Source organism: Thalassomonas sp. M1454 (assembly GCF_007097525.1).
Classification (GTDB): Bacteria; Pseudomonadota; Gammaproteobacteria; order Enterobacterales; family Alteromonadaceae; genus Thalassotalea_A.
Genome location: NZ_VKDD01000001.1, coordinates 218,968 through 232,383 on the forward strand (window position 1 = coordinate 218,968; position 13,416 = coordinate 232,383).

Here is a 13,416-nt window from a genome sequence, read left to right on the forward strand (position 1 = left end):
TTTATTGTAAATCGATATATGAAAGAGTGTAAGGTTTACTATGCTTAGTATTCCTTATGCCATTACCTTTCATTAAATCGAAATTGGAAATGATTAGTTTGTTGTCGAAAACCATAAGATCCGCAGGCTGATCTATCTGACCATTAGCGCCGTTATTATCTGGATAGTCAGCGAGTTTGGTTAGATTTTGCTGTGCATCAATTTTAAAAATTTGATTTAAACCAAAGCCAGCCAAATATAAGTTATCAAATTCGTCGAAGATAATACCGTCTACCCTAGTAGTATTAGGCAAAGTTGCAAAAATACTTTTTTCACTTACTTCGCCCTGTTCATTTAAGCTAAGTTTAAAAACAACACTATCACCTAATACCGCAGTGTATAAGTCACCACTACTATCAAATGCTATCCCATCTAAGCCAAAATCAACTTCAGAATTTTCTGTTTCGGTATAGAAAATTAGATGCTTATCATCTAAGGTATTATTCATCTTCAAATTTCGATCATTTACATTAAATCGATAAATACCACTGGTCATTTTTTTAGATTTAACTTTCGGCATTTTTAGTTGAGTTATGTATACCGCATCATTATGAATACGTAACCCATTTGGGTTAATACCAGTAGCGATAACTTCTGTTTTACTAAGCTTTTTGTCATTTGAAAATGTCAGCTTTAACACTCGGCCATTTTTTATACCCCGAGAATCTGCCACATATAACGCCCCATCTTCATCGTATGCTATGCCCATAGGGTTAGCTTTATGTTTCAGCTCTAAGGTTGGCACGGTTGCTAGGTGCGACACTTCGCCTTTGCTATTAATTGACAATAACTCTCCTTGTAAATTGTTATTGGCAAAGTTTGGACATGACAGTGTTAAAGACCCATCTGGCGCTATCGCTAAAGCATCAGGCGTAGGACAATTATCCGGTAAATTAGCAAACAATTTGGCGCTTTGCATATTTGCAAAACATATTGTAGGAAGCAGGCTTGCAAATACTAGCAAGCCTTTAATATTTTTGATGCCTTTGTTATTAGTTATTTTAAACATTATTTTCCCTAGATTACTCAGGTGTAATTTCAAGTAATAAAACGCCTTCTGACGCCAGTTCAAATTGAGAATCAACAGGGTTATTTGTCATTAAGTCTTTTACTTTAAAACCTTTGCCATCACGCAAGCTAATAGTTAAATTTGCTGTATTGTGACCAAAATTTAAAATATTAACTAAATAACTGCCATTTTCTTGCTTAGCTGTGCGCCACGTAGTGGTTTTATGATCTACGCCATTGTCTTCACTTAAAACTACATTAGCTAAGCTTTCTGGATCGATTGCTGCTAATGCCGCGTTTTTAATTTCGTTAAGATCTTTTGTTTCGAGAACTTTTAATGTGCCGTTTCCAGCAACCAATTTCTTATTTCGTTTTTGTCCATATTCGTTAAGCGACAGTGCTTCACTTGAATCAAGTATCACTGTTCCACCATTACTTAAATAGGCTTGAAGTGCATCAAATTCAGCATCGGTCACGAATTTATTACGGTAAACAACAACGATATCCCAATTATCATTATTTTGTTTCTCAATGATGTTCTTGGTAGCAAAACCTATTGGGAAGCCTTCAAAAAATAATTCCTCATAAAGCTTATAGCTTTCACTCATATAGTCATCAATATTGATCGCTGTCGTTTCAGAATAAAACAAGCGAAGTGGACGGCGTTGCTCTCTAAGCTCAACTATTTCCTCTGAGAAAGTATTTAAGTCATACATTACTTGCGTTACTTCGTTAGTAACATGAGGTTGCATATTATTAGAACCAGCATAAGCACCACCTAAACCTGGGTCGAAAAAGTCTAAATCACCTTCTAAACGATCTTCTGGAGAGCCATCAGGATCACGAGCCCAAAACCAGCCCATATTAGCGTCCATACCAAGCAAAGTTGCTAGCCAGTAAACACTGCGCACATAACTTGTACGAGTATCTAAATCACGCCATTGACCCGACGATAAGAAATGAGATTCGGAATTAACATTTATTTTATTAGGCGCTACAGATTCCATAAAGTCATGGAACATAGCAACAATGCCCCAATGATAACTATACTTTTCTAACCACTGTGATGATTTTCCAGGGCGGATATTCTTACTTCCGAACGATTTAGCATCGTGGCCCACCATAGTCGTTAACTCGGCTAATGCTTCAGTATCAATACCACCAGAGCGCGAATCGTACATAAACATGCGCGGCATAACTTTTACATGGGTATCTGCATCAGGGTTTACTGAGTGCAGTTCATCTTGCATAAACTTAAACCACTCAGTTCCGCGATCCATATTGTAGCGGCTCCAATCAAACCAAATAGGCTGACCTTGGAGGGCAGGATCAATTGGGATTTCAATTTCAACCGTATCGAAACTGCTAAATTTGGTGTTCCAGTTGCTATTAAGGCTAGCTATATTTCCTGCATACTTAGTATCTAACCATGCTCGAAACTTATTTAAGGTATACGATGAAATGGAGTTCATTTCTTTGAAGTTTTGAGTCCAGTGACCTTTTTCAGCAAACCAATGTGGCTCATTTGCTAATACAAAACCAAGTTCGGTAACTTTTTTGTCTTTGGTTAATTCACCAGTTCTACGAATTATTTTACCCCACAAGTCACGGGCAAGCGGATTATCAACATCAAAACCAGTAAATAGAGAGCGCCCTTTACGAACTTCAGGCTCCTGCTTTTCTACCCATTCAGGAATACCCATAATCCAATACACTAAAAAACCAATGTTGGTATCTGGAATATCGGTTAGCTCTTTCATTAACTCTTGATCGAAAGTTCCGTCTTCTTTTAATAAAAATGAATTAATCGCTCTATCATGATCAACCGGATATAGGTTTTCACCACCATGGTATAACGCACCTAGATGATCATTATATACATCAGTATTAGTTAAAGGCTGACCCACTGTTTTAGAAAAGTAATCATATGGAAATATTGGCTTACCGTTACTAATAAACATATTGTCAGCAGCTTTAGTGCCTTGCCAATCTACTTTATTTACCGGGCGACGTTTAATTTCACCTCTTAATTCTTGACCTAAAACATCAATGCCTTTATCGAGTATTTCATTAACTTTTCTGCGCTCAAAATCTGGTAGTTCTTCGGCTAACCTTTTTTTATCAGCCGCATAGTAACGCTCGTAACCAAATGCTTTTTCTATAGTGTCAGGATTCGCTTCATCCCAGTTGGCAAACTTTAAAAACTGCTCAGAAAACCATACAATAGTTTCTTCACGAGCGACATCAATACCTTGATTACGTGCTTGTGCCATCATGTTCTCAAGTTTTTTTAATTTTATTCGTGCATCTTGCTCTAAAGGGCTCGCTGAACTGTAATCAACTTCAACTGATGTTGTAAGTTCAGTTTCATTATTTTCTAATACTGTATTGTTCTCACTGCACGCTGAAGTTAGCAATAATGCTGACGCTATAGAAAGAGTTAATAGATGTCGCTTCATGTTGTTATCCATTTAAATGCTGTATATATCGAACAATAAGTAAAATTATTGTTACATTCTGTGTTAGCCAATATACTATAACGTAATACAATGTCAAACATCATATGTTTGTTTTTTATTTACATTTGCTTTACTCTTTAGTTCAACATTAAACATATCATGTTTACTAATATGGGATTTAGCTTGGTTCCATTAGTATTAAAAACATAAATAAGTATTTATATAGGTTGACCAAAAATGCTAAAAAAAATCCTCCATCTTCTCTCTTTATTCATTTTTATGAGTGCTAATTACTCATACGCTAATGAATCCATAAGTTCTGAAACACAAAATAAAGCCAATGTACTTGTGCTTATGTTCGATGATATGAGATTTGATACTTTTTCCTATAGAGGCGGTCCAGTAAATACGCCAAACATAGATCAACTTGCTGCGGAGTCTGTGCGTTTTGATAATGCTATGTCTACAACAGGTTTATGCTCACCATCACGAGCAGCTTTCTATACGGGCCGATGGGGTCATAAAACGGGCTTAGATGATAATGTTGAGTTGTACTCAACTCGACTCGCTGAACTTGACTTAAAAGAAGGTGGCTTATTGCGTAGAGCATCTGAAGCTGGCTACTTAGTTGGTCATGTGGGTAAATGGCATTTAGGAGCAAGAGGTACAGAACTTCGCGGAGCTGAAATAGATTTAGCACATGGCCATGAACCCAGAAAACGGTTTTCACGCGTTTACACTCCTTATGCAAAAGTGCCACAGATAAAAGGCTACTACGAAGGTAAGCTAGATAAAAACGATGAAAAACATGAGTATTATATTACCCTTGATGGCGGCTATGAAGATACTCAAGCCTACAAAAAGGTATTAGCTGGCAAAAAAATGCTGGCACAAATGGCTAAAGATAAACGTCCATTTTTCGGTGTTGTTAGTTTTAATCAGCCTCACCCGGCGTATAGAGTACCTGAGCCCTACGCAAGTATGTTTGATCCAAAGATGGTAAAACTGCCTAAAAATCATTTGGCAAAACGTATTGATAAACCACTAGCTCAAGATGGTATATGGTGGCCATGGCACGATGTCGGTCATATGACAGATATGGACTGGCGTAAATCAAGAACCTATTACTATGGCGCTATTGCAATGGTTGATAGAATGATTGGTGAGTTAATACAAACAGCTAAAGATGAAGGTATATACGATGATTTGCATATCGTCTTACTGGGCGATCAAGGTAGCATGTTAGGTGAACATTCTTTATATGATAAAGGGCCATATGCATATGATGAATTAATGCGAATGCCACTGTTAATTAAAAACCCAACAATTGAACCGAAAATAATAAACCGACAAGTATCTTTACTCGATATCACACCAACATTGGCATCTTGGATGGGACTAAAAAGTGATGGTGACGTCGATGGCCACAGTTTAATACCATTAATGACGATAGGTGACAAAGCCGAAGCAGAACTACCCGATACCGCCTTATATGCTTATGAATGGTATAACGGGGCGTGGTTTGGCATAAGAGCGGTGCGTACTCCCGAATTTAAATTTGTTTGGAACCCTGGTGATAATCGCGATGAATTTTATGATTTAACAGCAGATCCAGGTGAGATGGTCAACCATATAAAGACACCGAGCTATAAAAAACAACGCGCTAAGATGGTCAAACTTCTTATGTCAGAATTAGAACGTGTTAATGATCCGTCTTTAGTTAAATTAAAACATCATGCCAAAGCTTATTTATAATATTCAGAGCAAGTTTATTTAATTTTTGTACAACTATTTCTCATTTTTGCAGCGCCCTAGGCGCTGTTTTTTTTCCTATTCGTTCAAAAAACATCATTTTTTCACTTAATTTTTGTACTCTCAAAGTAACGAAAAAACACCGCTTTTATCATAACCTATTGATTTTATTCATTTATATTCGAATTACGTTGATTTCAATTTTTTTTAGCTTTTATATTGATAATGTAAACATCATATGTTTAACTAGTTAGTATCAAGTTATTAATATGTAAGACTACCGTCGATATAGATTTAAATAAAATTTAAATAGAGATCGCTAAATAGGTTAATTAAATAGATGAAAATTAAATGCATCAAAACCCATCTTGTACGTTGTGATTTAAAGCAACCGTTTGGGTTCTCTCAATGGTCTTATGATCACCGCTGTGTACTTATTGTTGAAGTTATCACTGACACAGGAGTATCTGGCTGGGGTGAATGTTACGGTCCAGCTGAAGTAATTCAAACTGCGGTAGAAAAATTTTACTCACCTAAAGTTATTGGAATGGACCCTATTTCAACAGAAATGATTTGGCACCATATGTGGCGAGCTTCTCTTGATTTCGCTCGCGGCGGCGTAATGATGGCTGCCATGTCAGGAATTGATATGGCTCTTTGGGATTTAAAAGGTAAGTTACTAGGTTTAAGTGTAAGCGAATTAATGGGCGGCCGTTGTCGCGATACAGTCCCTTGCTACGCAACAGGCATGTATTTTCAGGATATGCCTGAAGACGTATTATTAAAAGTGTTAGTTGAAGAAGCTTGCGTATATTCAGAGCAAGGTTTTAAAGCCATGAAGATTAAAGTAGGTAAGAATCCTGAATTTGATATCAAGCTGATCGAATTAATGCGCAAAGCTTTACCTAATACAATTTTAGCTGCTGACTCAAATCATGCTTATGACCTACCTGAAGCAATAAATGTAGCCAAAGCTTTAGAAGATAACGATTACATCTGGTTTGAAGAGCCTCTTTCTCCAGAGCACCCTGCTCAATTCAAACAATTACAAGAAACCACACGCGTAGCAATTGCAACGGGTGAATGTGAACAAACACGATTTGGCTTTAAGAAATTATTAGAGCAAGGTGGTGTTCAATTAGTTCAAGCTGATTTAGCTTACTGTGGTGGTCCAAGTGAAGCATTGAAAATTCGCACAATCGCATCAGCCCAAGGCCTTAACATGATCCCACACGTATGGGGCACTCAACTTAACCTTGCAGCCGCAACCCATTTCTTAGCAACGGCTTATTCTGAACCAGGACGTGCCGAAAGCAAGCCTTTATTCCTTGAATATGACCGAACAGAAAACCCATTAAGAGATGAGCTTTATAGCGTAAACGTAGAAGTACGTAATGGCTCTGCGATAGTCCCTACCGGTGTTGGACTTGGTGTTGAAATAAATGAAAATGCTTTAAAACAATTTTCAATTAACTCTACGGAAACAAAATAAAATGACTAATTACTCTATGTTAATTAATGGTCAACTTGTTTCATCAGCAACAAGTTTCGAAGTAACCAATCCTGATACAGGAAAAGTAATCGCTAGCGTTCCAGATATCGAATCAGAGCAAGTGCAACAATGTTTAGACGCGGCAGACTCTGCTTTTAAAACATGGTCTAAGACGTCAATCGCAGAACGTGAAAAAGTAATGCTTAATTACGCCGATATTTTAGAGAGTCATAAAGACGAAATTATTGACATCTTAATCAGCGAAACAGGAAAACCACTGGATAATGCTCAATATGATTTTGGCATGTTAACTACATGTTTACGCTTTTTTATTGAAGAAATGAAGCGTGTTGAGCAACCTGTTATTCAAGATCCTGATGGCCGTTTCCATCATTATATTCAACGTCAATCATTAGGCGTTGTAGTTGGCTATTTAGCGTGGAACTTCCCACTACTTAACCTTGGTTACAAAATTGGTCCAATTTTAGCGTCAGGCTGTACAGGCATTATTAAACCTTCACAAGTTACACCTTTGGCAACATTAAAATGTGCTGAGTTAGCTATACAAGCCGGTATTCCACCAGGTGTGCTGAACGTAATTACAAGTAATGATTACGATGTTACTAATCCGTTATTAACTAGCAACATACCTTCTTTGTTCACCATGATTGGATCTACACAAGCTGGTGTTCGTGCAATGCAAACTGCGTGTACTTCTGTTAAGCATTTTTCTGTTGAACTTGGCGGCAACGCACCAGTTGTCGTTTATGACGATGCAGATATAAAGAAAGCTGCTCACAACATTGTTGATTTAAAATTTGGCAATAGTGGCCAAGTTTGTGTGTCACCAAATCGTTGTTTTGTACATGAATCAGTTTATCAACAATTTCTCTCAGAAGTAGTTGAACATACTAAAGGAATACGCTTAGCGGCAGGACGTGAAGAAGGTCGCATTATGGGGCCACTGATGTCTGAAAAAGAACGCACACGTATCCTAGCGGCTATAGAGACAACAGTTAAGCAAGGTGCTCGTGTATTAATGGGCGGTAAAGCGCCAGCGGATAAAGCTGGTTACTACATTGAACCAACCATTATTGCTGATGCTAAACCATCAATGGCTCTATCTTGTGATGAAATTTTTGGCCCTGTTCTTCCGGTTATCAGTTTTTCAGATTCAGATGATGTTATTGCTATGGCCAATGATTGTGAACTTGGCTTAGCAGCATATGTATATACCGATAGCTTAAAGCGCGGCTTGCAAGCAGCTGACCAAATCCAAGCAGGTAGTGTATGTATTAATGAAGTTCATTATGGCGTGCACTTGCCACATGGCGGCTTAAAACAAAGTGGTGTTGGTAAAGATTGCTCTAAATATAGTTTACAGGAATACCTTACCAATAAACGCGTTTCTATTTTGGTTAATGAGTAAATAGACGATGAGTAAGTTAATTAATCTAATCAGTACGTTTATTTTTCTTTGTAGCACCAGTGCATTTGCTTTTGAAGAAAACAAACCAAATATTGTTCTGTTATTTGCCGATGATGCAGGTTATGCCGATTTTGGTTTTCATGGCAGTAAGGTTATGAAAACTCCAAATCTAGATAAACTAGCTCAGCGCGGTATTACATTTGCTCAAGCTTATGTATCAGATGCAACGTGTGGTCCTTCACGAGCGGGTTTAATGACCGGTCGTTATCAGCAGCGTTTTGGCTTTGAAGAAAATAATGTTCCTGGCTACATGAGTGCTAATTCTGCAGCAGATGGGCGTGATATGGGTATCCCTCTTTCAGAAGTTACGATGGGCGACTACCTTAAAAAGCAAGGTTATGCTACTGCATTTTATGGCAAATGGCACTTAGGTGGCGATGATAAATTTCACCCTCTAAAGCGTGGTTTTGATGAGTTCTATGGTTTCAGAGGTGGAGCTCGTAGCTATTATGCTTATGATAAAAATCCACCAAGTGAGCTTGATTGGATGGAGCGGAACTTTGAGGTTATGGGTGAGCATGAAGGTTATTTAACCGATGTATTAGCCGATGAAACCAACAAGTTCATTGAAAAAAATGCAAAACAAAAACAACCTTTTTTTGCCTTTGTTTCATTCAATGCTGTCCATACGCCAATGGATGCAACTCCTGAAGACTTAGCCCAATTTCCAACCCTTAAAGGTGATAGAAAGACTGTTGCAGCTATGACGTTAGCACTCGATCGCGCATCTGGAAAAATTATTGATAAGCTTGAAGAATTAGGTTTGTCGGACAATACGTTAGTAATTTTTACTAACGATAATGGTGGACCTTCAGATCGTAATGCATCAGACAACTCACCTCTTAGCGGCAGCAAATCAAATCATCTAGAAGGCGGTATTCGCGTTCCATTTATCGCATCATGGCCTGCCAAACTAAACAAAAGCTATATCTATCAAAATCCAATCAGTTTACTTGATTTATTACCAACATTTTACGCTGCAGCTGATGGTGACTTGAGCAAAGTAACTAATTTAGATGGCGTTAACTTACTACCTTATATAACAGGTGAAATAGAAGAACGTCCTCATCCAGTATTATTTTGGAAGAAAGATGTTAGAGGCACAATCCGTGTTGGCGACTGGAAACTAATGCGTTTTCCTGACCGTCCGGCAAAGCTTTACTATTTACCAGATGATCTAAAGGAACAGCATGATTTATCAGCACAAGAACCAGAACGAGTGCAAGCCATGTTCAAACAACTATTCGAGTGGGAATCAACGCTAGAAAGACCACGTTGGTTACTACAAAGAAAATTTGAAAACTACGATATAAACCGAATGGATCTCTATCACGATAAAGTATTAGAAGGCAGTCGTGGTAAAGAGAAAACTATAAAAACGCAAATAAATTAAACCGTTTATCTAATTATTTTAGGTAAATAATACAAAAATTCAGGTAAATAATAAAAGCAGTAAAAACCTGAAGAAGCACACAACCCAGGGGGCTAAAATGAGTCACAAATTTAAGTTATCAGCAGTTTCTGCAGCGATAATGGCAAGCTATATAGCAATGCCAGCATATGCTCAGGAAGACGCTACAGTAACGGCAGCAGCTGAAACTGAAGTTGAAGTGAAAGCTGATGCTGAAGATATCAGTGAAATAGAAGTTATTGAAATAACTGGCTTTAAAGGCAGTTTACGCAAAGCAGTGAATTCAAAGCGCTTTTCAGAAAGCGTTAGTGATTCAATTCATGCTGAAGATGTAGGTAAATCAACCGACCAAAACATTGCAGATGCGCTATCACGTGTCACAGGTGTATCGGTTCAAGAAGAAAATGGTGAAGGTGCTCGAATTTCAATTCGTGGTACAAGCTCTTCGATGAACCAAATTCAAATGAATGGCGTAGCTTTAACAAGTGGCCTTTCTGGCGATCAAGGCTCTAGCCCTACTGCGGACCAAAGTGTCGATTTATCTTCATTTTCATCAGATATTTTATCTTCGATAGATGTCATTAAAACGTCTTCTGCTGACCAAGATGAAGGTTCTCTTGGTGGTACCGTTATACTTCACACGGTTAAGCCTCTTTCATTAAATGAACCTCGCCGTTCTTTAAGCGTAGAAGGTCGTTACAATGAATACTCAGGTGAAGAAGACAGCCGTATTACTGGTAGTATTTCAGATAAGTTTTTAGATGACACCCTAGGTTTTGTACTAACCGTAGCTAAAGATACACAAACAACAAGGCAGGATAGATTAAATACTGACTGGACTGATGCTGCAATTCCAATTGCTGACTTATATGCTGACAGTGGCCGTACTGCACACGATTTAGAAACAGGTAAATATATTCGTATTCTAGATGAAGGCCAAACGGTTGAAGACTTAGCTAACTGGGATCCAGATACACAAATTGCACACCAAGGTCCTCTTGATGTATTAGCAAGAAACTACACCAGAATATCAACATCTACGAGTGAACGTGACCGTCTTTCAGTTTCTGCTGGTATAGAGTGGGCACCTCTTGATACCACAAACATTCAACTTGATATTACGCATACTCAACAAGATGTTGACGAAGAATATCACGCGTTTACTTTAAATTTTGCTCCACTTACCGGTGTTTCGGGTGCCGACCCTGTTGCAGACTGGAATGGTGTTAATTTAGATAACCGAACATTGAATAAGTCATATAGCCGTAAATCTGGTGGTGGATTCAACCGTAGTGGCGGTCTAAGAGAGTTAGAAACAAACGTTGTTTCTTTAGAACTTGATCATGACTTTAATGATTCATTCAGAATGAATCTTAGCCTAGGTTATTCAGAAACTACCGATGAAACAGATAATCATGTAGGGTTAAGCTCAGCAACATGGGGAACTGTTGGTAACACAATCCTAGAATCTGTTCCATTAGATCAACTTGAGCCGATAGGTTTAGACTGTACAGCAAGCGATGGAGATTGTGCTTATACTATGGGTACAATCCCAGCTGTATTTGATCCATATGATGGCAGTGTTAATTCAGTTACCAGTAAATTTAATCCATTTGATTTAGAAGCAAACCATTTAGGTTCGTTAAACTTTCGAGATAATCAACAAGAAGATACCAATAAATCGGTACACTTAAATTTTGATTACGATGTTGATAAATACAATGTCACTTCTTTAGAGTTTGGATTTAAGTATGCTAAACGTAATAAAGATGTATACACACAAAATACTTCCGTCAATACAGGTACGGCGTTAATCGATAACTCAGACCCTGACACAAGTTACTCTACTGTTGGTATGGGTTCAATTAATCTAGTTGATATGCTATCTGGTGAAGCATTCCCGTTTGATAATTTTGGTGAAGACTTAACGGATAATAGAGACAATGCTTTCTTTGGCGGTTGGCCAATGCTTGATGCTGATAAAGCTATTGCAGAATTTGTAGGCAGAGATCCTGGCACTGTTGGTGTTGCGGCTAATAATCAAGGTACGCGTGAGATCGAAACAGAAACTCAATCAGCCTACTTTAAAGTTAACTTTGAAGGATTTGATGGTCGCTTAACTGGTAACGTAGGTTTACGTTATGTTAAAGACGAAAATACGGCAAGTGGTTATGGTGGGATTAACTACTACCGCCCACCACATATGCTAGACCCTTATAACTTATTGGTTGAGCGTGGCCTAGGTACTATTGAAGGTCAACAAGCTTGTCCTGAAGCTGTTATGGGTGTTAACCCTGAAACCGGTGCAGGAGATACACGTTGGGCCCCACAAAACGAAAGTGAATTAACTGGCTGTTATGATTGGGCAATAACCCATGGTTATGATTATTGGAACGATGCAACAACACCTGTTGATGCAAATGGCAATTGGATATTACCAGGCGGAGTAGATACTAACCGTTTAGTTTTTGGTAATGCTGCTGATGGTTTTGAATTAATTGATTTACCAAACATGATTGTTGATGCAAATGGTAACTTAGTACCAGCAAGTCCTTTAACACATAGACAGTTTGGTTCTGCAGGTGAAATTTGGCCTTACCTAGATAGATCAACTTCATTTGTAGGTCCAAATGGTAATATTGAGTCTTCATGGCAACGTGAAGCACCAACAAGTGGTACAGCAAGTCATGAGTTGTTATTACCTAGTTTGAACTTAAACTATGCGATTAATGATGAAATGATCGCTCGTTTTGCGGTATCAAAAACAATGACACGCCCTGGTTTTGATTCATTAAACCCTCGCTTACAAATGAACGAAAACGTTTGGGGCCCTACGGCTGAAGGTAGCGCAGGTAATGTGAATTTAGAACCGCTTAAGTCTAAAAACTTAGATTTATCATTTGAATGGTACTTTAACGAAACAGGTATGTTATCAACAGCATTATTCTATAAGAAAATGAGTGACTTCCCTGAAACTGTTGTTACGCCTTTCCACTATAAAGATGTTCGTACTGAATATGACCTAGAAGATGCCAACCTTTTACTCGATTATGACGAAGAACGTCAACCTGGCGGTGTTGAACAATGTATGCCACACCGTTATGTTGGTGGTTTTGGTGCTAGTTCGTGGGATATAGAATGTCACACAGCATTAATTGCTATTGAGAAAAATGGTGAAGAAGCTGAAATTCATGGTATTGAGCTTGGTTACACGCAAAACTATGACTTCCTTCCTGGTATCTGGTCTGGTTTAGGTTTAAGTGTTAACTATACTTACCAAAATTCAGAAAAGGATCCTGAAGAGATCGGCACAACAGGTTTATTCACTCAACCTTTACCACAAGAGAATACGCCTGAGCATTCAGCTAATACAACTTTATATTATGAAAAATATGGTGTTTCACTTCGTTTAGCTCATAGATATACAGGTGAGCAGCTAATTAATGACGGCATTACTGGTGGTGCAATTTGGCAAGAAGAAACTAACCGTCTTGATTTTAGCTCTAGCTACCAAATCAACAAAATGTTCTCTATCACATTCCAGGCAACCAACCTTACGGATGAAGTATATCGTAACTATTACACGGCATATGATATCCAAAATGAAAATGGTGATGTTGTTTATGACGAAGGTAATGCACTTGATGAAAGTGTAACAACAAGTCGTACAGCCTCTATTTACAAGAGTGGCCGTCAATATCGTATCGGTATTCGTGGAACGTTTTAATTAAACGCTTTGGAAAATAATTAAACGATTGGTGATTTT

General features: G+C 38.1%; 7 protein-coding genes. 5 read left to right on the forward strand and 2 right to left on the reverse strand.

Annotation, left to right across the window (positions count from 1 at the left end; all coding sequences use genetic code 11):
* Position 1: 1 nt before the first annotated feature.
* Positions 2-1,048, reverse strand: coding sequence for a hypothetical protein (locus tag FNN08_RS00980; protein ID WP_221931755.1), 1,047 nt, complete (start codon positions 1,046-1,048; stop codon positions 2-4).
* Positions 1,049-1,061: 13 nt separating this feature from the next.
* Positions 1,062-3,506: an alpha-amylase family protein gene (locus FNN08_RS00985; protein ID WP_143582776.1), complete on the reverse strand. Its 2,445-nt coding sequence runs from the start codon at positions 3,504-3,506 to the stop codon at positions 1,062-1,064.
* Between the two features lie 279 nt (positions 3,507-3,785).
* Here FNN08_RS00985 and FNN08_RS00990 point away from each other — a divergent pair, with 279 nt between their 5' ends.
* The 5 genes from FNN08_RS00990 (at position 3,786) to FNN08_RS01010 (ending at position 13,377) form a co-directional block, all read left to right on the forward strand.
* Positions 3,786-5,261, forward strand: coding sequence for a sulfatase-like hydrolase/transferase (locus FNN08_RS00990; RefSeq protein WP_260679246.1), 1,476 nt, complete (start codon positions 3,786-3,788; stop codon positions 5,259-5,261).
* A 337-nt stretch (positions 5,262-5,598) separates the two neighbouring features.
* Positions 5,599-6,750, forward strand: a complete 1,152-nt coding sequence (locus tag FNN08_RS00995) for a mandelate racemase/muconate lactonizing enzyme family protein (protein ID WP_143582778.1) — start codon at positions 5,599-5,601, stop codon at positions 6,748-6,750.
* A gap of 1 nt (position 6,751) precedes the next feature.
* Positions 6,752-8,179 carry an aldehyde dehydrogenase family protein gene (locus FNN08_RS01000; RefSeq protein ID WP_143582779.1) on the forward strand — a complete coding sequence of 476 codons (1,428 nt, stop codon included), beginning with the start codon at positions 6,752-6,754 and terminating at the stop codon, positions 8,177-8,179.
* 7 nt (positions 8,180-8,186) lie between these two features.
* Positions 8,187-9,632: a sulfatase-like hydrolase/transferase gene (locus tag FNN08_RS01005; protein ID WP_143582780.1), complete on the forward strand. Its 1,446-nt coding sequence runs from the start codon at positions 8,187-8,189 to the stop codon at positions 9,630-9,632.
* Between the two features lie 97 nt (positions 9,633-9,729).
* Positions 9,730-13,377, forward strand: a complete 3,648-nt coding sequence (locus FNN08_RS01010; RefSeq protein ID WP_143582781.1) for a TonB-dependent receptor — start codon at positions 9,730-9,732, stop codon at positions 13,375-13,377.
* The last annotated feature ends 39 nt before the right edge of the window (positions 13,378-13,416 follow it).

Bases quoted from the DNA above. Each gene is read 5' to 3' on its own strand.
- FNN08_RS00980 (WP_221931755.1), bottom strand. From the start codon at position 1,048: ATGTTTAAAATAACTAATAACAAAGGCATCAAAAATATTAAAGGCTTG.
- FNN08_RS00985 (WP_143582776.1), bottom strand. From the start codon at position 3,506: ATGAAGCGACATCTATTAACTCTTTCTATAGCGTCAGCATTATTGCTA.
- FNN08_RS00990 (WP_260679246.1), top strand. From the start codon at position 3,786: ATGAGTGCTAATTACTCATACGCTAATGAATCCATAAGTTCTGAAACA.
- FNN08_RS00995 (WP_143582778.1), top strand. From the start codon at position 5,599: ATGAAAATTAAATGCATCAAAACCCATCTTGTACGTTGTGATTTAAAG.
- FNN08_RS01000 (WP_143582779.1), top strand. From the start codon at position 6,752: ATGACTAATTACTCTATGTTAATTAATGGTCAACTTGTTTCATCAGCA.
- FNN08_RS01005 (WP_143582780.1), top strand. From the start codon at position 8,187: ATGAGTAAGTTAATTAATCTAATCAGTACGTTTATTTTTCTTTGTAGC.
- FNN08_RS01010 (WP_143582781.1), top strand. From the start codon at position 9,730: ATGAGTCACAAATTTAAGTTATCAGCAGTTTCTGCAGCGATAATGGCA.